23 protein-coding genes are annotated in these 20,931 nt (G+C 63.3%); 13 read left to right on the forward strand and 10 right to left on the reverse strand.

What is annotated here, in order from left to right:
- Positions 1-682: 682 nt before the first annotated feature.
- Positions 683-1,078: a GFA family protein gene (locus AC1DGP_RS31900; RefSeq protein WP_476833029.1), complete on the reverse strand. Its 396-nt coding sequence runs from the start codon at positions 1,076-1,078 to the stop codon at positions 683-685.
- Between the two features lie 149 nt (positions 1,079-1,227).
- Positions 1,228-1,605 carry a winged helix-turn-helix transcriptional regulator gene (locus AC1DGP_RS31905; RefSeq protein WP_476833030.1) on the reverse strand — a complete coding sequence of 126 codons (378 nt, stop codon included), beginning with the start codon at positions 1,603-1,605 and terminating at the stop codon, positions 1,228-1,230.
- An 87-nt stretch (positions 1,606-1,692) separates the two neighbouring features.
- Between AC1DGP_RS31905 and AC1DGP_RS31910 the strand changes: the two genes are divergently transcribed.
- Positions 1,693-2,694, forward strand: a complete 1,002-nt coding sequence (locus tag AC1DGP_RS31910) for a zinc-dependent alcohol dehydrogenase family protein (RefSeq protein ID WP_476833031.1) — start codon at positions 1,693-1,695, stop codon at positions 2,692-2,694.
- Between the two features lie 4 nt (positions 2,695-2,698).
- On the opposite strand, the gene AC1DGP_RS31915 is transcribed toward AC1DGP_RS31910, so the two are convergent.
- On the reverse strand, positions 2,699-2,941 hold the full coding sequence (locus tag AC1DGP_RS31915) for a hypothetical protein (RefSeq protein ID WP_476833032.1): 243 nt from the start codon (positions 2,939-2,941) through the stop codon (positions 2,699-2,701).
- A gap of 20 nt (positions 2,942-2,961) precedes the next feature.
- Here AC1DGP_RS31915 and AC1DGP_RS31920 point away from each other — a divergent pair, with 20 nt between their 5' ends.
- The 4 genes from AC1DGP_RS31920 to trhA all read left to right on the forward strand — a co-directional run bounded on the left by AC1DGP_RS31920 (position 2,962) and on the right by trhA (position 6,112).
- Positions 2,962-4,206 (forward strand): hypothetical protein, encoded by a 1,245-nt coding sequence (locus AC1DGP_RS31920; protein ID WP_476833033.1) that lies wholly within the window; start codon positions 2,962-2,964, stop codon positions 4,204-4,206.
- A gap of 536 nt (positions 4,207-4,742) precedes the next feature.
- The gene (locus AC1DGP_RS31925; protein WP_476768674.1) at positions 4,743-4,955 is read left to right on the forward strand and encodes a hypothetical protein; all 213 of its coding nucleotides are present in this window, start codon (positions 4,743-4,745) and stop codon (positions 4,953-4,955) included.
- Positions 4,956-5,150: 195 nt separating this feature from the next.
- Positions 5,151-5,372 (forward strand): hypothetical protein, encoded by a 222-nt coding sequence (locus AC1DGP_RS31930; RefSeq protein ID WP_476833034.1) that lies wholly within the window; start codon positions 5,151-5,153, stop codon positions 5,370-5,372.
- 77 nt (positions 5,373-5,449) lie between these two features.
- Positions 5,450-6,112: a PAQR family membrane homeostasis protein TrhA gene (gene trhA, locus AC1DGP_RS31935; protein ID WP_476768673.1), complete on the forward strand. Its 663-nt coding sequence runs from the start codon at positions 5,450-5,452 to the stop codon at positions 6,110-6,112.
- Between the two features lie 72 nt (positions 6,113-6,184).
- On the opposite strand, the gene AC1DGP_RS31940 is transcribed toward trhA, so the two are convergent.
- Positions 6,185-6,568: a response regulator gene (locus AC1DGP_RS31940; RefSeq protein ID WP_441507164.1), complete on the reverse strand. Its 384-nt coding sequence runs from the start codon at positions 6,566-6,568 to the stop codon at positions 6,185-6,187.
- A 1,077-nt stretch (positions 6,569-7,645) separates the two neighbouring features.
- Between AC1DGP_RS31940 and AC1DGP_RS31945 the strand changes: the two genes are divergently transcribed.
- From AC1DGP_RS31945 to AC1DGP_RS31955, 3 genes are all read left to right on the forward strand, one after another.
- Entirely contained in the window at positions 7,646-7,855 is a 210-nt protein-coding gene (locus tag AC1DGP_RS31945) for a cold-shock protein (RefSeq protein WP_441507165.1), read from the forward strand.
- A 179-nt stretch (positions 7,856-8,034) separates the two neighbouring features.
- Complete coding sequence (locus AC1DGP_RS31950; RefSeq protein WP_441507166.1) at positions 8,035-8,280, forward strand: hypothetical protein; 246 nt, start codon at positions 8,035-8,037, stop codon at positions 8,278-8,280.
- A 919-nt stretch (positions 8,281-9,199) separates the two neighbouring features.
- Positions 9,200-9,859, forward strand: coding sequence for a methyltransferase family protein (locus tag AC1DGP_RS31955; protein ID WP_476833035.1), 660 nt, complete (start codon positions 9,200-9,202; stop codon positions 9,857-9,859).
- Positions 9,860-10,028: 169 nt separating this feature from the next.
- On the opposite strand, the gene AC1DGP_RS31960 is transcribed toward AC1DGP_RS31955, so the two are convergent.
- The 6 genes from AC1DGP_RS31960 to AC1DGP_RS31985 all read right to left on the reverse strand — a co-directional run bounded on the left by AC1DGP_RS31960 (position 10,029) and on the right by AC1DGP_RS31985 (position 14,506).
- Complete coding sequence (locus AC1DGP_RS31960; protein WP_476833036.1) at positions 10,029-10,415, reverse strand: DUF6157 family protein; 387 nt, start codon at positions 10,413-10,415, stop codon at positions 10,029-10,031.
- Between the two features lie 530 nt (positions 10,416-10,945).
- Positions 10,946-11,197 carry a hypothetical protein gene (locus AC1DGP_RS31965; RefSeq protein ID WP_441507169.1) on the reverse strand — a complete coding sequence of 84 codons (252 nt, stop codon included), beginning with the start codon at positions 11,195-11,197 and terminating at the stop codon, positions 10,946-10,948.
- 150 nt (positions 11,198-11,347) lie between these two features.
- Positions 11,348-11,998 (reverse strand): DNA oxidative demethylase AlkB, encoded by a 651-nt coding sequence (gene alkB / locus AC1DGP_RS31970; protein ID WP_441507170.1) that lies wholly within the window; start codon positions 11,996-11,998, stop codon positions 11,348-11,350.
- Positions 11,999-12,005: 7 nt separating this feature from the next.
- Positions 12,006-12,647, reverse strand: a complete 642-nt coding sequence (locus tag AC1DGP_RS31975) for a DNA-3-methyladenine glycosylase family protein (protein WP_441507171.1) — start codon at positions 12,645-12,647, stop codon at positions 12,006-12,008.
- Between the two features lie 43 nt (positions 12,648-12,690).
- Positions 12,691-13,800, reverse strand: coding sequence for a bifunctional DNA-binding transcriptional regulator/O6-methylguanine-DNA methyltransferase Ada (gene ada, locus AC1DGP_RS31980; RefSeq protein WP_441507224.1), 1,110 nt, complete (start codon positions 13,798-13,800; stop codon positions 12,691-12,693).
- 250 nt (positions 13,801-14,050) lie between these two features.
- Positions 14,051-14,506, reverse strand: a complete 456-nt coding sequence (locus AC1DGP_RS31985) for an ester cyclase (protein ID WP_441507172.1) — start codon at positions 14,504-14,506, stop codon at positions 14,051-14,053.
- Positions 14,507-14,945: 439 nt separating this feature from the next.
- On the opposite strand from AC1DGP_RS31985, the gene AC1DGP_RS31990 reads away from it, so the two are divergent.
- The 5 genes from AC1DGP_RS31990 to AC1DGP_RS32010 all read left to right on the forward strand — a co-directional run bounded on the left by AC1DGP_RS31990 (position 14,946) and on the right by AC1DGP_RS32010 (position 20,825).
- Positions 14,946-15,680 (forward strand): ABC transporter transmembrane domain-containing protein, encoded by a 735-nt coding sequence (locus AC1DGP_RS31990; RefSeq protein WP_441507173.1) that lies wholly within the window; start codon positions 14,946-14,948, stop codon positions 15,678-15,680.
- A complete protein-coding gene (locus AC1DGP_RS31995; protein WP_441507174.1) occupies positions 15,681-16,796 on the forward strand; it encodes an ABC transporter ATP-binding protein in 1,116 nt (371 codons plus the stop codon).
- Between the two features lie 343 nt (positions 16,797-17,139).
- Positions 17,140-18,201 carry a methyltransferase gene (locus AC1DGP_RS32000; protein WP_441507175.1) on the forward strand — a complete coding sequence of 354 codons (1,062 nt, stop codon included), beginning with the start codon at positions 17,140-17,142 and terminating at the stop codon, positions 18,199-18,201.
- 554 nt (positions 18,202-18,755) lie between these two features.
- Positions 18,756-20,435 (forward strand): FMN-binding glutamate synthase family protein, encoded by a 1,680-nt coding sequence (locus tag AC1DGP_RS32005; protein ID WP_441507225.1) that lies wholly within the window; start codon positions 18,756-18,758, stop codon positions 20,433-20,435.
- Positions 20,436-20,651: 216 nt separating this feature from the next.
- Positions 20,652-20,825: a hypothetical protein gene (locus tag AC1DGP_RS32010; protein ID WP_441507176.1), complete on the forward strand. Its 174-nt coding sequence runs from the start codon at positions 20,652-20,654 to the stop codon at positions 20,823-20,825.
- Positions 20,826-20,931 lie beyond the last annotated feature (106 nt).

Here is a 20,931-nt window from a genome sequence, read left to right on the forward strand (position 1 = left end):
AGAGAGTGATCGCCATCCTTGGCGCTGGGCCGCTCATTCTGGCGATGCGGACCTGAACGGGTCGCCGCGACTCTTGTCCAACTTCACCCGCAGACGACGCGGCGCACACCTCAGGCATCCCAATAGCGCGTTTGCACACGGCCTCCACCATTGACGACATTCCCCTTATGGGACGCTCATCGGCCAGACCGCTTCTGCTGCGTCGCCTGATAATTCAGCCACCGCACCGCACCGAAATGCACCCGTACGGCTGCTCGCCCGTAGTGCCGAATGAAGTCGAGCCCCATCAACATGAACAGGATCGGGATAAGCAACAACGACCCGCGGTCCAGTGACTTGGAACGTCCATGAAAAACCCATGGATCGCATCGAAAACTGAGATCATCTGGCGATCCACAATGGACGATTGCAGCGTTGGCCCCGGCACGCGAGGTTGCGTGAGGAGGCATTGAAGCTCCGCCAACCCCGCCGCTATTCGTCTTCGCCGTCGCCAGCATCGGCCAAGACCTTCGCCGGTTCCGGTCCGGCGACTGCAATCTCCCGGCACGCTGGGCCTTCAGCCCTCTGACCACCGCCTCCAGACGGCCTCGCGCCAGGCGGATGTCGGCGCCTTGCCTGGAAGCGGGCATTCGCAGACGGGTTGGGCAGCGTCGGCCGGGTCCGGACGTTCGCTCTCAACACCTCAGTCGCGCGGTGGAACGGTGTCGTATTGCGGCAGGCCGTCTGCGATCTCGTAGTAGTCCCCCTTGTCGGCGACGTAGATATGCAGATTTGCAGTGGTCTCTGTCGGTCCTTCGAAAGCCCCCATTGCCACGGCGATCCAACCCCGATCCGACCGATCCCAGAAGAGAGACGATCCGCATGTCGAGCAGAAGCCGCGTCGGACGTTCTCCGACGATTGAAACCACGTCAGCTTCTCCTCGCCGACAATCGTCAAGGCAGTCCTAGGCACATCAGTGGACGCGAAGTGGTGGCCCGAGTGCTTGCGGCACATACGACAATGGCAGAAGTTGGGATTTGGCAGAGTGTCAGCCACTGTTAAGCTGACAGCACCACAAAGGCATGAGCCGCTGTGCATCCTCGCTTCACTCCCGCAGGCGTCCAGTCGGGAAGCATGGCATCGGGGTTGCGACGTTCGCAAGAGCGTCCGCTATGGGCCAACTCCGACATTCGCGATGTCAGCGCCCGCTCAACGATGGCTCGATACCGCCTCGACCGAATGCGCCCTCACCGCGGAGGGCAGCTCCGTGCCGCTTCGGTTTGGTCCCTGGCCTGCAAAGCTTCGCCCCAGTTTCGCAAGCTGATCAGAACGGGTTCCAGCGTGCGGCCAAACTCGCTCAGTTCGTATTCACCGCGCGGCGGCACCTCGGGGTAGACGGTGCGGCATACGACGCCGTCGGCCTCGAGCTCGCGGAGTTGGATCGTCACCATCCGGGGCGTCGCGTTCGGCGTCAGGCGGCACAGCGCATTGAAGCGCAATCGTCCCTGGAGAAGGTGGAACACCAGCACGGGCTTCCAGATTCCACCCATGACGCTGAGGGTCGCCTCGACTGCGCAGCCCGTCCGGGTCGCCTTGCGGCGGGCCTGCCTGACAGTATCATTCATGATAGTACATGTGCCTTTTGATCGTACTTACGAATATGTCCTTACCTGCCTAGGTCTAGCGCGCCAACACAGCCCAAGGAGACGGCATTGCGCGCTTATCGAATGAACGGAACGAACGCCCCGCTGACGCTGCACGAGGACGTCGCACCGACGGCGGGCCCAGGAGAGGTGCTCGTCGACCTCAAGGCGGCCACGCTCAACTATCGGGATCTGATCGTCAGGGAAGGACGCTATCCTGGGGACCAGAAGCACGATCTCGTCCCGCTTTCCGACGGCGCCGGCATCGTGACCCAGGTTGGAGATGGCGTGTCTCGCGATCGGATTGGCGAGCGCGTCGTGCTCGGCTTCATGCCAGGCTGGCTGGACGGCTCGTTCGCGGCCCGCAAGCAGGCGACCGCGCTCGGCGGCGGATTCGTTGATGGCGTGCTCGCCGAGCAGATCGTCCTGCCGGCTGCCGCTGCGGTCCCATTCCCTGATGCCTGGAGCTTCGAAGAGGCTGCAGCATACCCTTGTGCGGGCGTTACGGCCTGGAACTGCTTGTTCGGCGGCCGCGGCTTGCGCCCCGGTGATAGCGTTCTGATACAAGGCACCGGCGGCGTGTCGACCTTCGCGCTGCAGTTCGCCCGAGCCGCCGGGGCGCGTGTGATCGTCACCTCCAGTTCCGACGAGAAGTTGGCCTGGGCCCGCAAGCTGGGCGCGGAAGCGACGATCAACTACCGCACCACAGCGAATTGGGGGGAGGTTGCCGCAGGCATGGCGGGCGGAGAGGGCGTCGACTTCGTGGTCGAGGTTGGCGGCTCCGGTACCTTGAACCAGGCGCTGTTGGCAGCTCGTCCCTGGGGCGAAATTGCGCTCGTTGGCGTTCTCACCGGCGTCGCGGGCGAGATCAACACTGGCGCAATCCTGATGAAGGCTATCGATCTCCGCGGAGTTTACGTTGGCTCTTTCGCCGATCTGAAAGCCGCGATGGCGACTGGGGTCAAGCCGCTTATCGACGAGATTTTTGCCTTCGAGGCGGCGCAGGACGCGTTCGACCGGCTGCGCAGCGGGCAGCATCGCGGAAAGGTTGCCATCACCATTTCAGCCTGAAATTTCAGGCAGAGCTACGATCCGCTTCTGAAACAGCAGAGGCGGATACGGCGCCGCTATTCGTCTTCGACGTCGCCAGCATTGGCCAGAACTTGCGCCAGGTCTGGCCCGGCGACTGCAATCTCCCGGCAAGCCGGGCCTTCAGCCCGCCCACCACCGCTTCGAGGTCATCCTCGACATCGATGACGTTGGTGCCCGCGGTCTCGACGGGCAGGGGCAGGACGTGCGTAATGTCGCCGTCGAGCAATCGCTCCGGGGGGCCTTTTCATGCGTCTGGCTATTGGTTTCGGATCGGCCCAGCGGCGCGCTTTGCGGCGCGGCGCCAGGCCGTTTGGCGCTCTCCTCGGGCTTGTTCTGACCGTCTTCGGATCAGGCCTCGCCGCTGCCTTCGAAACCCCGCCAACGGTCAGCGCTGCTTCAGTGCTTGGCGCGCAGGCCTCCGGTCCGAATTATCGCGTCGACCCCGAGGTGCACAGCGACGGCCTGTTGCGACTCTTTGTGCTCAAGACCGCATTCGGCACTTTCGACATAGCCGGCGAAGGATTGATGCGTGAGCGGATCCGCGAATTGTCGGCCCTTCGCAAGCTGAACGAAATGTCCGCATCGGATGTTTTCGTGAAGTCGCTCGAGCGGCAAGCCACTGCTCCCCTGCGCTTCGGCGCCGACCTCATCACCTCGCCAGCGGAGACGCTGAAGAAATCCGCTTCAGGTGTCGCCAACATGTTCAGCCGGATTGGAACCGGCATCGCCAACACCAGCGCCAACCGCGACAGCATTGCCGGCAGTATTCTGGGCGTCGATGCAGCGCGACGGGCGCTGGCCGTCCAGTTGGGCGTCGATCCTTATACCGATTTCCCGCCGCTGGCCGCCAAGCTGAACGACATTGCCGCAGCCAGCGCGATGGGCGGGCTTTCCGTCAGGGGCATGATGCTGGCGATCCCGGGGGGCGCCGGTGTCGCCATCAGTTCCACGACGACCGTCGATAGCGTTCGGGCAACTCTGGCCGAACGCACCTCGACCCAGATCGTGGAACAGGTGATCGGCATGCTAACGCGCATGAAGGTCTCTCGCGCACTTGCGGAGCGCTTCGTCCAGAACCGATCGTATACGCCGACCGACCTGTTGCTGATCACAAAGGCCCTGGCCTCGCTCAAGGTCGGCGGAAACGCACTCTTCGTGGCGAAGGCGGCTGAGGCAACGACGCGTGAAGAGGCCTATTTCCAGCGCAGCCGCGCCCTGCTGCTCGCGTCCAACGCCAAGGCTCTCGGCATCGGCCCGTTCGTCGGGGTTGGCGGCTTCCCGCTGAACCGCTTGAAGGACGGCCGTCTGCTGGCCCTTTTCCCGCTCGACGAGATCGCCTGGACCGAGACTGTCGCGGGCCTGTTCGGCAAGGTCTCGTCTGTGAACCCTGGCGATGGAAAGGCTCCGGTGCTGGCGACCAACGGCACGCTCACGCCGATGGCGCAAGCCGAGATCAGCCGGGCGGGCTGGACTGTCGAGCGCGTCAAATAGCGAGCGGCTGCACAAGGCGCGCTTCGGCCACAGGCGGGCATCGTCCAGAATACGGGAGGATAGGGGCATCGAAGCGCGCCTGCGTCTGCATCTCCGGGCTGTCATGTCCGTTCGCGCAGCGCGGAGAGACGCAGCGGCTGCTCGCCAAACGTCACGAGCTTCGCAACCTGGAGCCTGAAGCCCCGGCAGGAGAGGGGGCTTTGACCGTTTGGATGCGCAGCGAGCCTTCCCGTGCTCCGCAGGCTTGGGGCAGCTTGCTGCGTTGCGATTGCGACATCCCGGAACATCCGGGGCCGCTGCCGGGTTAAGATGAGAGGCGGCTCGGAACACCCCATGAACCCGGCCTGGCATCGCCTCGAACGAGGCCCAGACAGGGCAGCGTCGATCGATCTGCCGGCGCGACAACACATCGAACGATCGCACAGGGAATAACGCCGCATGCACGGCGTTTACCTCCGTTTCCCCGGGAGCGATGGCCCGCGATTCACCGCGTCGATGCCGGCCGAAATCCGTGTTCGATCAAAAAGGACAGTTCGATGACCCCCGCCAAGAAACCAGACAGCGAATTCGACCGCGCCCGTGAAAGGATTGAAGGCACGGACAAGAAGCCCGTCGGGAAGCCCGACAAGACGATGCCCGCGGCAGGCCCCCATGTGACGGAGGGCTCGACGAACCATGACGCGACGCCGGGGGCCGGCGCGCTGCCCTCGACCAAGCCGCGCAAGGACGTTGACGCCGGGACGGGCTGAATGCGCCTCAGGGCCCCCCAGGCGAGCGGGGCTCTACTCACGCGGTCGGCGCTGCACCTGCCGGAGATCGCGCAGGCGATCGTGCCGGATATCTGCTGAAGGCCACCAGAGCGACGGAACATTCTGCCTGCGCCCGGCTTGAGCTTCTTTGTGAGGGGGCAGGCTCCGATGTTCAAGATTTTCTACGAGCTCTCGATGCTCGCCGCCGAAGCGCAGCAGGCCATATGGCTGCGCACCATCAGGCTGTCAGCCGGTGGATCTGCCGCTGGTCGCGAGGCGCAGTTGATGGTGACCGAGAAACTGGCGGCGGCCCAGCAGGCTTTTTCGAGCCTCGCGGCAGGGGCGCCTCCCATCGGAATCGTGCGTGCGTATCGCTCCAAAGTGCGCTTGAATGTCAGGCGCTTGTCCCGGCGATAGGAGATGTCCCGCTTCGATGGCGTGGGCGAGCAGGCCGATTTCTCCCGATCTCCTGACAAGGCTTGAAGGAATCTGACATGCGCGAACCAACGCATGGGCGCTTCGAATTCACCCGCGCCGAGCTTTGGGCCGACGGCGTCGTCCATGTGCTGGGCATCGCCTTGGGGCTGGGTGCGGTCGCCATCCTGATCGCAAGGGTGCTCGCGACGGCTTCGCTGTCCGATCTGGTTTCTGTCGGGATCTACAGCGCTGCGTTGATTGCCGTTCTCAGCGTTTCCGCCCTCTACAACATGTGGCCGGTCTCGCCCATGAAGTGGCTGCTGCGACGCTTTGATCATTCAGCCATCTACGTCTTGATTGCCGGTACCTACACCCCCTTCCTGATGAAGCTCGGCGAAGCCGTCGTGGCGCAATCCCTGTTGGCTGCCGTATGGATCACGTCGCTCGCCGGCGTCCTGCTCAAGCTTGCTCTGCCGGGCCGGTTCGATCGCGTTTCGATCGTGCTCTATCTCTGCCTCGGTTGGAGCGGCGTGATCGTGTGGGAGCGCGTTGCGCAGTTTCCGGCGGTCACCTTGTGGCTCATGCTGGCGGGCGGCGTTCTCTACACGGTGGGCGTCCTGTTCCACGTCTGGCGGAGCCTTCCGTTTCAGAACGCCATCTGGCACGTCTTCGTCCTCGCGGCGTCCGGCTGTTTCTACGGGGCTGTGCTTGCGACCTACGGTTGGGCTCCATCGGCCTGAAGCTTCCTGCAGCTCCTTCCGAAACGACAGTGTGGAGACCGATCGCATCGCCGACCGACGTCCAAAGGCCGTTCAACACGTCTGCGTCGGATTCGCCCGGGTATCGGCCCTTTGAATGGCATCGAGGACTGAGGTCTCGGCATATGGCTTCCGTAAGAAGACGGTGCCGGAGGGCATTTCGTCGGCCAAGGGCGATACGCGGCCCGATGCAAGGATGAGAACGACCGGAGGCCATCGCTCGCGGATAGCATGGAGCAGCTTCAGGCCGTCCATCGACCCGGGCATCTCTATATCGGAGAACACGACACGGATGTCGGGCCGCGTCTCCAGAAGAAGGATGGCATCGTCAGCGTTGGCCGCTTCGATGGCGTCGTAGCCCGCGTCTTCGATCAGTGCGACCGCATTCATGCGGATAATGGGCTCGTCTTCGACGACAAGAACGACGGTCTTTGTCATGGAGAGCTTTCGGCTGTGAACCGACTTAACTGGCGCCAGCCATGGTTGTTGCGTATAATTGAAAAGAATTGTTCATGTTACAATTAGAAATTCGTTAGGGTGCCATACCCTTATCCATTCATGAGGGTTCGCCGCGAGGGCATTTCGCCACTGACGCCGGCTTGCCGGACTTGGCGCCCCCTCCCGCCAGCCCGCGGCCGCAGCCTGGTTCGAGATCAAGGCTTTCTCTTCGGCAAAGCCAGCCCCGAGCCGGCTGTCGCAGGCTGCCGGCAGCCTACGCCCGTTCTTAAGCCGGCCGCTTGGTCCCTTGGGGGGGCGAATAGTTTCCAATGACGTTGAGGCACGTGCTATCAGTCACTTAAGAGGAGCATGTGAGCCCGGTCGGGCTTTGCTATAGCCATGGAAAGATCCGTGGACCCGCTTTCGCTCCGAGAGCTGTCGACAGCCGAAAAGGCCTGTCATGGCACATCGCGCAGCGAGGTATGACTCTTTCCGGACCAAGACGTCATTTGGCTCTCTGGCGACCCTTCAAGCCTCAAGACGCGATAATCCTGACGGAGCGCGCCAAGAGCCGACTCCGACTTCTTGCCCGCAAGCGGACCTACGTCGCAAAGCACAATGCGGTCGGGCCTAGCCCGCATAAAATCGGGATAGAAGACCTTTTGTATGGTGCTGCCCATAAATGCGGAGACGATCGTCCGCCTTGTAGGTTAGGAGTGGGCGTCACGGATCCCAAGAATTTGCGTAAGCGGTAGAGGGCGGATCCACGGCGCGCGTCCCCTCGCAATGGGGCAAGCGCAAGGATATTTTTTGTAATTTCGCCCCGATATGTGAAATAAAGCATATATTTTGAAACGAATTACCGAGTTCACATGTTGCGTCTAGAGAAATGATTTAACAAAAAGATTGACCTTATCGGTTGTTTTCTATAAGTTGATTTTTGTCGATATTGCTTGGACGGTCGTTGTTATTTTCGCGCTCAGCGCGTTTCTGATAAGTTCCCCCTTTCGAAATCGTTCTGAACTCGCCGGGCACTCGCTTGGCGAGCGACAGGTCTTGCCAAAAGGAGGGTTTCTTATGACCACCGGCACAGTGAAATGGTTCAACTCCACCAAGGGTTTCGGCTTCATCCAGCCTGACGACGGCAGCCAGGACGTCTTCGTCCATATCTCCGCCGTCGAGCGCGCTGGAATGCGCGACCTTGCGGAAGGCCAGAAGCTCGGCTTCGAAGTCGCCCGGGACAACAAGTCCGGCAAAATGGCTGCGGAGCAGCTCCAAGCCGCCTAATCAGACTGCCTCGTCGACGATGACCACGGATGTACTGGCATTGTCGCAGCAGTCCTTCGAGGAAGGCCAAGCTCATGCTTGGCCTTTTTCATTTCTGCCAGCTTTAGATTATATTCGAGAGCCGACGTCGCCCCCTAAACTCCCGCCGCTTGCTATCGCCAGAGGAAGCAATCACGGCCATGAACGAGCACCGCAGGATTACCCGCTCCCCCCTTTCTTGCAGCGTCCAGGTCGGTGATCTTACGGTCGAGGTCGCCATCTATAGGATCGAGAATGACGGTTGGACGCTGGAGCTGGAAGGCGGCACCTCCACAATTTGGTTGAGGTCATTTGCGACTGATACCGAAGCCATGGCCGAATTCATCGAGCATGCGGAGCACGTCGGTTTGGCAAATCTGGTTGCCGTACCGCTCACCGTCCACTAGCGCGGCAAGTTGGCTCGTGTCGCACGGTGGAATCGCACTGAGAAGCTTTTGGGCCGACGGCTTTTCTTCCTTTTATGCCCTTAGAGCTTCAAGCGTTTCACCCGTCGGCGATGCCTTCGAGCAGCCACCGAAAAGCCCTCGGCCAGGCGGACTTGTTGTAGCCGCGCCGCTGCGAACGTTGAGCAGACAGGCATGTTCCGCGATCTAGCCAGAGGTTGCGCCATCCTCGCGCAGAGCCGGGCAAAGCCCGCCCCGACATCCGCATCGTCTTCTGCGATATAGAGATGCCCGGATCGATGGATAGCTTGAAGCTGATCCACGCGGTTCGCGAGCGCTGGCCGCCGATAATCCTGATCCCGTCGTCGGGCCGCGGGTCACCGCTTGTCCACGAAGTGCCCGACCATGTCGACCGCTATGGGCGGCGGAAGCGATGGCTGTTCCGGTGAGGAAAGTGCGGTTCGAGCGGGAGACCGAGGCGATCTGCGACGAGCACCTACACCCTCCGGGAGCCGAATAGATCGACGAAACCATCAGTCTCTCTATGCGGTCGTCGCGGCGACGCGAACGAGCAATTGCTTAAGCAGACACAGCAGCCCCGGGGAGAGCCCGGCGCTGCTCGATGCCCGAAAGGGTCGCGTAGACAATAATGCCGGGCAGAACCCAACCCAGAACACGGCAGAGTTTCGGCGCCGGCGATCTTGCCCAGCGGCGGGATTGACGGGACATGAGCCATTCCGCCGGCTCGGAAGGTCGGCTGAGAGTCGAAGCCGACACCTCGTCGGTGCGCTGCGCGAAGGAGTATTTTGCGCAGCACGAAGAGACGCACCGGGACGGCGGGGGCGGTCCGGCGGGAGGAGGGGGCTTGGTGGCTGTCGGGCCATGCGTTCACTTCGCGCCCTCTGAAATGGTAAAATGGCCGATGCCAATCTCGGCTTACCTGCAGGCAGGCCTGTTCGTGGTGGCTGCGGCCACCGCGTTGTTCGCAAGCGCCGGCACGGTCGCCATCCCCGGCTTTTGGACGTATCTGGCAATCCTCGCCATCGTCATGATCGTTTCGTTCGCAGTGCTCGATCCGGACCTGCTGCGCGAACGCATGCGGCCGGGCGGCAACAAGCCGCCGCCCGCGTTGAGAGCCTTCTCGCTCATCCTGTTCCTGCATTGGATCGTTGCCGGGCTCGACCGTGGTCGTTTCCATTGGAGCGACAACGTGCCCGGCTGGCTGCAGGGCATGTGCCTGTTCACGGTCGGCGCCGGCTACGCCCTGGCACTCTGGGCCATGCGCGTGAACCGGTTCTTCTCCTCGGTCATTCGCATCCAGACCGAGCGTGGTCACCACGTCGTCACCACGGGACCCTACGCCTTCCTCCGCCATCCCGGATACAGCGCCGGGATTCTGATCATGGTGGCAAGCGGACCCGCACTGGGATCGTGGCTCGCGGCTGCGCTCATCGTGATCTTCAGCCTGCCATTCCTGCTCTATCGCGCCATTACGGAGGATCGCATTCTCCAGGCCGAGCTTGCAGGCTATTCGGACTACGCCGCGCGGGTCCGATGGCGGCTCGTTCCGGGCATTTGGTGAGCGTGCTCCTCACCCGGCAGCTCAGCACTATCGGAACCGAGATGAGCCACGTCCTCTTCCCAGCCCCGGGCGCAGGCAGGGAAGCTGAAACCGATGATGATGAGCGGCATAGCCATGCACATTGTCCGGTATTTGGATTGCGATGATCGGGAACAGCGGGAACGGTCCGCTAATTGCGAGATGACCGCATTCCCGGCCGCTTTTTAACCTCAGGATCGGCCAACAGGCGTGCGTAATCATCGCTTTCCACCGGCACGAGCGCCACGCGCGCCTCGGCATCATGATGCAGACCGAAACCGTATTGCTTCACCAGTGGCGAGGCGCGCAAACAGGCTTGCGGCTTGTCGAATAGCCGCGCCGCAGCATCCGCTCCTTTGCGCGCTTGCTCGACCGCCCGCAGAAGTTCGTCTGAAGTCAGTTGATAGGGCCGCGCTGCCAGCATCTCGTACTGCATCCCAGCGACTGTGCCTGGCTTTGCCGGAGGCGCGCTCAGCAGGGCCGCGCAATCCGCCGCCACGGTGATCAGCGTGGTGCGGTAGTTGGTGGAATGGCTCATCAAAGCTCTCTGGGCAGGCGCAACGTCTGTGCAGACTGTTTCACAGTCACGCTTTCCCGTCATGGGGCAGATCGGCATAGCGCTGTCGTAGCTGCTTTGGTCCGCCTGTCGCCGTTCAGTCCCCTTTCGGCCATCCGCCCTCGACCTTCGGAACGTCTGCTAATGGGTAGCCTGCCACCACACCAGCCTCTCAGGAGGATGCGCAGAGAGGCGGCTCAGCAACCCGACCCTTACGATCATTCATCTCAGGCACGCATAGCGTTTAGTGATTTTCTGAACGAATAGTCTGGTGGGCCGCAATCGGTGGGGGCATAGGCGGCGACCCGTGCCTGCGCGGAATAGCCCGCGGAGGCAAAGCGGTGGCGCCGCGGATGACTCCGCTGCTCGTTTGGCGCGCTGGCGCCTTCAGGCGCGCGATCGCCGGAACGGCTGCTTCACTTGCGTGATGGAGGAAGAGGCCGAGCGGCGTGATGCGCCTGGCCACGGGATGCAGGAAGGGTCTCGCACCGGGCGTCCGCGGACGCAGCTGGTCAGGCGAGTCTGAGGATCGTGGTCTCGGCCAGAAGATAGGTTTCCCCGGAGGGGAAGCGGACCTCGACCTCCCCGGTTTCGAGCAACTCCCAGACTGCGAAACCGCCGGCCACGAGTTGGCCGATATGGCTCATGACAAGCGCCTTGTCCGGGTCGTCCTTCGCAAGCGCGACGAGCGCGCCAATCGCGTCCTCCGTCCCAGGGAGTCTGCGCCGGCTCGTCCTGGCGTTGAAACCGCCGCTCGAAAACATCGCGAAAACGTCCTCGTATCGGTCCCCGAGCGCGCCAGGCTGCAGCAACCTGACGGCTACAGATCGACCCGTCGAATGATCATCCAGTGGCTCACAAGGCTATCCCGGCATCACGCCGATCATGGCCGGCAACGGAAATCCAGGATCGCGCTACAACGCGCCGCGGAACGTCAGATTGATACGCATGCGCCCGACGGTTCCGTGAACGCCATCCTTCAGCTCGGGAACACCGTGATAGAACAGGCGAGATGGTCCGCCCCACACGGCGACATCGCCGTGCCGAAGCGCATATTTCTTCACCGGGTCGTTTCGCTTCAGGCCGCCGAACTGGAATGTCGCGGGCAAGCCGAGCGAGACCGAGACGATCGGATTGGCGAAATCGCGCTCGTTCCTGTCCTGATGAAGAGAAAGCCGGGCGCCTGGCTCGTAGCGATTGATCAGGCAKGCATCAGGTCGAAAATCAGGATAACCGGCGCGTGCGGCGGCCGTGATCGCGAGCTCGAGGAAGCAATCCGGCATGGGTGGCCACGGGCGCCCGGTCTCGGGATCGTTGCGATCATAGCGATAGCCGGTCCGGTCCGTGACCCATCCAGCCGCCCCGCAATTGGTCATGGCCACGGACATGACGAAGCCCCCGGGCGTGACCATGTGCCGGAAGGGGGCCTGTTCGGTGATATCAGCCAGGGCGCTGAGCAAGTCCGCCTCGAAGGGCAGCGCGGCGCCACGCAGCAGCATCGCGCCGTCGGCCATGATCTCGGTCGATGGTTCCTGCGTATCGAGCGTTTCAAACAAATCGAGCATGACGGGCCTATTTCAACGTGTTTCCGCGCTCGCGCGGCATTCGCCAGAGATACCAGGAGGCGACCGTGCGATGGGGCGCCCAGGCCTTCGAGATCTCGCGCAATGCCCTGGGCTTGGGCTGCTCATCAAGCGATTTCAGCGCGCGGTAGCCTTCGCGAACCCCGAAATCGTCTGCCGGAAGGATGTCCATACGCTCCAGCGAGTACATCAGCAGCATCTCGACCGTCCAACGGCCGACGCCCTTGATGGCAATCATGCGGGCGATGATATCTTCGTCGTCCATCTGGATTGCGATATCGCGCGCAGGGATCACGCCCGTCGTCGCGCCTTCCGCAATGGCCTTGATGGTTGCGATCTTGCTGGCGGAGAAGCCGCAGGCTCGCAGTGCATCGAATTCCGCCGCAATGAGATCCTCAGGGTTCGGAAAGGCCTGGCCATCAAAGAGCGCCTTGAGGCGGCCGATGATCGCGTCCCCGGCTTTGGCCGTCAGCTGCTGATAGGCGATGGCGCGCACCAGCGCTTCATAGGGCTCGCGGGCGGCCTTGGGATCGTGCCGGCATGGGCCAACCCGGGCAATTAGCCTGGCCCAGTCCTCGTCGAGCTTCGTCAGGAAGACGACCGAGTCATCGTAGCGCGCAAAGAAATTCATCGAGGACCAATCTTGTCAGGCATTCGGCGGGGCGGCCGCAGGCTTACGCCGTCCGGGCAGCCTCGCGATCGAGAAGGGTTCGCTTGCGCTCGACACCCCAGGCATAGCCCGAGAGCGCTCCGTCATTGCGCACGACACGATGGCAGGGGATCGCTACAGCCAGGGTGTTCGCTGCGCATGCGCCAGCCACGGCGCGCACCGAGTTCGGTGATCCGATGCGGCGAGCGATCTCTGAATAGGACACCCTCGCTCCGACCGGAATCTCCTGCAGGGCCCGCCAGACGCGACGCTGGAATGCGGTGCCGCGGACATCGAGCGGAAGATCGAGGCCGAGGCCGGGATTCTCGACGAACCCGACGACGCGAGAGATCAACGCCTCGTATTCGCGATCCGCACCGAGCAGGCGGGCCCTGGGAAACCTGTCCTGAAGATCCCGGAGGAGTTCATCGGGATCGTCGCCGAGCAGGATCGAGGCGACGCCCTTCTTGCTCGACGCGACCAGAAGCGCCCCAAGCGACGTCTGCCCGATGGCGAACCTGATCTCCTCATTGGCTCCGCCGGCGCGAAATCGTGACGGGGTCATGCCGAGCATCCCGGTCGACTTCTCGTAGAAGCGGCCGCTTGAATTGAAGCCCGCGTCATAGATCGCCTCGGTCACGCTATGGCCGGCGCGGAGACCCTCGCGGACCTTCCTGGAGCGATCTGCCGCAGCATAATCCTTCGGGGTCAGGCCGGTCGTCGCCTTGAAGATGCGGTGGAAATAACCGGGACTGCGCCCAACCGCGAGGGAAAGAGCCTCCAGCGACGGTTCCTCCTCGCTATCCTCGATGATCCGACACGCCTTGGCGACCAGGGTTGCGTTCCCGGCCTCTGGCGAAGCTCCGTCGGGGTTGCAGCGCTTGCAGGGGCGGAAGCCCGTCGCTCGGGCGCGCTCCAGCGTCTCGTGAAGCGTGACGTTGTTCGGATTGGCCGTCCGCGATGGGCAGGACGGGCGGCAATACACCCCTGTCGTCGAGACGCTGTACCAGAGCTGCCCGTCAGCGGCCTTGTCGCGAGCGACGATGCGCGCCCAGCGCGGGTCGTCCGCGACCGAGCGGGGAAATGCACTTTGCCTGGCGCTGTGCCTGGGCGTGAGCTTTGCGAAGATGGTCATTGTTGTCATCTCGGAACATCCTGGCCCGACCGTGCTCCCGATCGACGTTCGCGACACTCCGATCCTTGCTTTCAAATCGGATGTCTCCCACCCGATTTCTGCAATGGATGCGCCGCGTCCATCCGAGGTCGCCAAGAAAACCGCGAGCGGGCCAGGCCCGGCACAAAGAGGCCCGCACAATCATGTGCAGGCCTCTCGGTGGTGGTGCCGATGACAGGCCGCGCCGCCCGCAGGCTCGGCACGATCGGGATCAGGCAGCCGTGACGAGGCCGAGCTGCGTCATGGCGGTGAGCCCGTCGTCCAGGCCGATCTCCTCGACGATCTTGCCGTCCACCACCTTCAGGACCGTCGTGCCGGTGAAATGCATCTTGCGGCCGGTGGCGGCGGGAAGGGCCTCATAGCCGACCAGGAAATCGTCGAAGGCCGCCCCCGTATGCGTGCCGCCGCCTTCCCACTGGCCGACGACATAGTCGCCCTCGGCGATCAGGTCGGCGGTGCCCCAGAAGTTGAGGTCCGGAAACGCCGCCCGGAAGTCGGTCATGAAGGCCTTGATGTCGGCGCGGCCGCGGCGAGGCTCGTGCAGCGAATACTTCAGGAGCATATCGGGCGCCGCGATCTCATCGATCACAGCAAGATTGACGTCCTTGCCCCAGAATTCGGTGAACCAACGGCCGACGACGGCCTTGTTGTCATCTGCTTTGCTCATTGAAAAACATCCTTCCATCAGCGTTCTTTCGGCCAGCGATGTCGTTCGTCGACCTGAACAAAGGGATACGGGGGGCGGATCGGGACAAAACTCCGATTCATGACGTCGAATCCAAACAACGGAATGAGCCTCGTTCGAAGCCTTGCTGGCCGCGGCCATTGCGCGATGAGATCACGCCCCCGAACGGGGCTCGGTACGGCGAGTTGGTCGATCCGCAGTTCGTCTACAAGGACCAACGCATCGATCATGGCCAAGCCGAGGGGGAGGCGGGTCTTTGCCTCCCGGATCAAGGCGATGTCGCAGTGAGAGTCGCGCAAGCCACATCCCGCTTCATCGCCAGACCGCATCCGCTGTAGCGAGACTGGTTTGGCAGATCCGAGCGCTTTGACGGCGACCATTCGAGGTTGCAAGGGCGGCGGCGCAGCAATCATAAGGAACGATGTTCAGCTTCTTCGATTCACTTGTTGATTCGACAGCATCGCCTCCGGGCGAGCCTCCCAGCGGACTGCGAACGTTCTATTGGCACTTCGTCCGCCAGGCGAAGGGCCTGTTCGCAGCGCTGTTCGTGGTCGGCTTTGTGCTCGCCGTCCTTGAGGCCGTGGTGCCTTATCTGATCGGGCGCCTCGTCTCGATCCTGTCATCGGTCCCGCGCGAGCGCGTTTTCGACGCTGCCGGCCAGCTTCTTCTGGTCATGGCGGCGATCGTGCTCGTCGTCCGGCCGCTGGGCACGATCCTGTTTCGCCTGCTCGTGAACCACTCGATTGCCGTCTCTTTCACGACGCTGGTTCACTGGCAGAATTACTGGCACGTCGTGCGCCAGCCGCTCTCTTTCTTTCATGACGACTTCGCCGGGCGGTTGGCCAGCCGGGTCATGCAGACGGCTCGGCCGCTGCGAGAGAGTATCGTCTCCTTCGTGCGCGCGGTCTGGCAGATCCTGGTTTTCGGCGCGACCGCGATCGGTCTTCTCGGCACGCAGGACATTCGCCTCGCCGCGCCGATGTTGGTCTGGTTTCTGCTCTACGGTGCACTCCTCGCCTACACGTTGCCGAAGGTGCAGGTCCGGTCGCGCGAGACCTCGGAGACGCGCTCCGCCATCGCCGGCAAGGTCGTCGACACGTTCACCAACATCATGACGGTCAAGCTGTTCGGGCGCCGGACCGATGATGACACCTAAGTGCGCGACGGCTTCCTGCGCTTCCAGGCCGCTTTCGCCCGCCAGCAACGGCTCAATACCGTCTATGTCTTCTGCCTGGTCTGCCTCAACGCGATCCTGCTGGTGACGACCGGCGGGATCGGCGTCTGGCTTTTCTCCGAGGGCCGGGTCGACGCGGGCACGTTGACGACCGCCCTTCTTCTGACAACCCAGATCATCGCCATGTCGGGTTGGGTGGCGTTCGAAATTGCGGGCATTTTCGAGAATATCGGCATCGTGCAGGAAGGAATGAAGACGATCGCGCAGCCGCTGAGCCAGCTCGACAAGCCTGACGCGCGTCCGCTCGAGGCTCCCCATGGAGAGATCCGTTTCGAGGATCTGCATTTTCACTACATGAAGCCGCACCGCGTGGTGGAGGGGCTATCCTTGACCGTTGGCGCCGGCGAAAAGGTCGGTCTGGTCGGGCGCTCGGGCGCGGGCAAGTCCACGCTCGTCAATCTGCTGCTCCGCTTCTATGAGCCGCAATCGGGCCGAATTCTGATCGACGGCCAGGATATCGCCTGCGTCACCGAGGAGTCGCTGCGCGCACGGATCGCGCTGGTGGCTCAGGATTCGTCGCTGTTGCATCGCTCGATCGGCGAGAACATCCTTTACGCCCGCCAGGATGCCGATGAGTGGATGATGCGTGACGCGGCCCGGAAGGCGCAGGCGGACGGCTTCATCGAGACGCTGGTGGACGGCAAGGGGCGCCATGGATACGAGGCCTTCGTCGGCGAGCGCGGCGTCAAGCTCTCCGGCGGGCAGCGCCAGCGCATCGCGATCGCGCGGGTGATCCTGAAGGACGCCCCGATTCTCCTGCTTGACGAGGCGACGTCATCGCTCGACTCGCAGGTCGAGGCCGCGATCCAGGATGCGCTCGCGGATCTGATGCGCGGGAAGACCGTCATCGCGATCGCGCATCGCCTCTCGACGCTGCAACTCATGGACCGCCTTGTGGTCATGGATGGCGGGCGCATTGCCGAGCAGGGCTCCCATGCGGAATTGCTCGATCGCGGCGGGCTCTACGCCGACCTCTGGGCGCATCAATCGGGAGGCTTCATCGTGCCGCCACGCCCGCAGGGTTCTCGGACGCCGTAAGGTCGTCGAGCACACTCATTCGGCGGCTCTCGTCATCGAGGCAGCGAGGCCGATTGCGAGCTCAAGGCCGCCGATGATGCGCCCCCGTCGTTCCCACCGCGCTGGAACCGCAGCAGATCGCGAACCCGTCTGCCTCCCCGAAGGCATGGTTCAACCTCATCAATGTCGTGCCGGCATTGGCCGGCCGTGATATCCTGGATTATTCGATCGGACATCGCATCCGATCCGATGATCTCATCTTTTGTGCTTGCATCGGCTCTGCCCCGAAGACCGCAATCCACATTTCGGGCCGATGCTTCAGTGTTGCGCCACCAGTCCATCCTCGGCCTCTCGGGAGAGCACCATGGACGACACGCCCCACGCCGCATCGACCCTTGCGCCTCCCGCGGCAGCGCAGGAGCCTCCCCCGCATGTCACGCTGATCCAGATGGCGACGGCCGCCTGGGTCTCGCGTCTGGTCTACGCAGCCGCGAGGCTGGACCTCGCCGACCACCTGGCCACCGGCCCTCGCAGTGCCGAGGAGCTGGCCGGCCCGCTGCGGCTCCATGCGCCCTCGCTCCATCGCTTCATGCGCTGCCTCGCCAGCCTGGGCCTGCTTGCCGAGCAGGCCGGCCAGCGCTTTGCCCTGACGGCGCTGGGGGAGGCGCTGAAGACGGGCGCGCCCGGTTCGGCGCGGGCCACCATCCTCACCGCCGGCAGCCCCTGGTTCGCGGGGGCCTTCGACGACATCGCCTATTCCTTGCAGACCGGCAGGACCGCGTTCGAGAAGGCGCAGGGCGTGCCGGTCTTCGACTATCTCGGCCAGCATCCGGACGAGGCCTCGCTCTTCAGCGAGACGATGGTCGGCTTCCACGGCCGGGAGCCGCCCGCTGTCGCGGAGGCCTATGACTTTTCGGCCTTCGGCACCGTCGTCGACGTCGGCGGCGCCACCGGCAACCTGATCGCGGCGATCCTGGCGCGGCACGAGGGGCCGCGCGGCATCCTGTTCGACCGGCCCCATGTGGTGGCCGACGCGCCGGCCCTGCTGGCGGAACGGGGCGTGCAGGCGCGCGTGGCGATCGAGCCAGGCAACTTCTTCGAGACGGTTCCCGCCGGCGGCGACGCTTATGTGCTGTCCCACGTCATCCACGACTGGAGCGAGGAGCAGTGCCTCACCATCCTGCGCCATGTCCGCAAGGCCATGCAGCCCGACGGACGGCTGCTGCTGGTGGAGATGGTGCTGCCCGCCGGCGACACGCCCCATCCCGGCAAGGTGCTCGACATGGTGATGCTGGTGCTGCCCGGCGGCCAGGAGCGAACGGAGGAGGAATACCGCCAGCTCCTCGCCAAGGCCGGCTTCCGCCTGACGCGGATGATCCCCACCAGCTCCGACGTGAGCATCGTCGAAGCGGTGCAGGGGGCGTAATCAGGGATGCGCTTGATTGGTGAGCGCCTTTGATCGTCATGGCTTCGGTCCGGCCTGTCCGGAAGACGGTGCGCTTCGAGAAACAGCCGATGGTTACGGCCGGTGTCACCCCACCGCGGCAGCGCGGCACGGAAAGCCTCGTCCGTCCGTAGCGCTTGGCGCTGCATCAGAATTGCGCCAGGTCCGGACGTTGGGGCCTTGCCAGGAAGCTGACGTCCGTGGCGCATCGTCACGCCTCGCGGCATCCCAACACGCGCTCGGCCCGTCGGCACGCAGTACGCTTCGTCAAACTCTACGCCAACTGAACCAGGCGGAGGGTGTTCTTGAGCTTCGCAGCGAAACTCTCGGAACGCTGTTCACAGACCTGCCGAATCCTGCCCGCGTGGCAGAGCCAAGCTGTGTGGCGCGCGGTCGATCAGGAGGGCTATATTCGGGATGAGATCGTCCAGATTCGGTCTCGAAGAAGAGGACGGCGCCGTTTGCCGCCGTCTCTTCAGGAAACCCCGAATTTCCCGCGTTCAACGTACACCGACCACGCATTGCGTCAGGACATCATGCTAAAAAATGCTCTGCTGAATCAACGCTATGCGGTATTTGTCCTTGCCATGCTCGCTCTTGCCGCCTCGCTTGCCGGGGGGCTCGCCTATAGCGGGTGGCTGCTTGTCCCGGCGGTGATTGCGGGCGCGCTGGTCCTTCTGGGCGTTCATGATATGCGCCAGCACAAGCATTCGATTCTGCGCAACTATCCAGTGATCGGGCATCTGCGCTTTCTGATGGAAAGCATCCGGCCGGAAATCCGGCAATACATCATCGAAAGCGACCATGACGAAGTTCCGTTCAGCCGGCAGGACCGCGCCCTGGTCTACCGGCGCGCCAAGGGCGACGAGGACAAGCTGCCTTTTGGCACCTCTGAGAACGTCTACGGTTCCGGCTATGCGTGGTTGACCCATTCGGCCGCGCCGACGGCCATTGTCGACACCGATTTTCGCGTCCGGATCGGCGGACCTGCCTGCAGGCATCCCTACGAGGCCAGCATCTACAACATCTCGGCCATGAGTTTCGGCTCGCTCTCTGCCAACGCCATTCTGGCGCTCAACACTGGCGCGAGGAAGGGCGGCTTCGCACATGACACCGGCGAAGGCAGCATCAGCCGCTATCATCGGCAAGGCGGCGGGGACCTGATTTTCCAAGTGGCGTCGGGCTATTTCGGCTGCCGCAACGAAGATGGCAGCTTCTCTCCCGAACGTTTTGCGGAACTGGCTGCTGATCCGCAGATCAAGATGATCGAAATCAAACTCAGCCAAGGCGCCAAACCGGGTCATGGCGGCATGCTGCCAGCTTCCAAGATCTCACCCGAGATCGCCGAGGCGCGAGGCATTGCGATGGGCGTAGACTGCATATCGCCTGTGGCCCACAGCACCTTTTCCACCCCGACGGGGCTGATGCAATTCGTCGGTGAACTGCGCGAGCTTTCCGGCGGCAAGCCGGTCGGCCTCAAGCTTTGCATCGGCCATCGCCGCGAATTCATGAGTATGGTCAAGGCCATGCTCAACACCGGCATCGTACCCGATTTCATTGTCGTGGACGGCGCGGAGGGTGGCACTGGCGCCGCTCCCGTCGAATTCGCCAACCGCGTCGGCATGCCGATGCTGGAAGGGCTGACCTTCGTCCACAACACGCTGCGGGGCGCCGGCATCCGCGATCAGGTCAGGATCGGGGCGGCTGGCAAGATCGTGTCAGCCTTCGACATCGCCCGCACGCTCGCGCTCGGGGCGGACTGGTGCAACGCGGCGCGCGGCTTCATGTTCGCAATCGGCTGCATCCAGGCCCAGTCTTGCCACACCAATCGCTGCCCAGTCGGTATCGCGACACAGGACCAGCGCCGCCAGAGCGCGATAGATGTCGGCGACAAAAGCGACCGCGTCGCGCGCTTTCATCGCAACACCATGCACGCGCTCGGCGAAATCGCGGGTGCGGCGGGCCTCAGCCATCCCAGCGACTTCATGCCCTATCACTTCATGTTCAGACAGAAGGACAACGAGTTCCTCGATGGCAACGAGGCCTTCCCCTATCTGCCGGAGGGATTTCTGCTGGGCGGAAACGAGTTTCCGGAGCTCGCCGATTGGTACAGCCGCTGGGATCGCGCCAGTTCCGACAGTTTTGCTCCGCCGGAGATTCCACATGGTCCGTTCCAAACGCGTCGGACCGCGAGGGCGATGGTGGGCGTCGCATAATCGCCACGACGTGCCGCTTGTGCGACCAGGGGATGACCAGCGACAAATGCTGCCAGACGCGACGTCTCGGAACCCGGCCGGTGGTCATTCCGTGCGGGGTCGGTCCGGACGCTGGGGGAGGCGCTGAAGACGGGCGCGCCCGGTTCGGCGCGGGCCACCATCCTTACCGCCGGCAGCCCCTGGTTCGCGGGGGCCTTCGACGACATCGCCTATTCCTTGCAGAGCGGCAGGACGGCGTTCGAGAAGGCGCAGGGCGTGCCGGTCTTCGACTATCTCGGCCGGCATCCGGACGAGGCCTCGCTGTTCAGCGAGACGATGATCGGGTTCCACGGCCGGGAGCCGCCCGTCGTCGCGGAGGCCTATGACTTTTCTTCGCGCCCGCTCTGGTGATCACCGGCCAATCGGCCCGTTCCAGCAACTCGCAAGCGCAGCGCATCCTCAGCGTCGTCAGCCATTCAGGCGGGTCATGCCGGTCGCCAGTGAGAACGAGGCGCGG

The organism is Allobosea sp. 05T433, assembly GCF_056396065.1.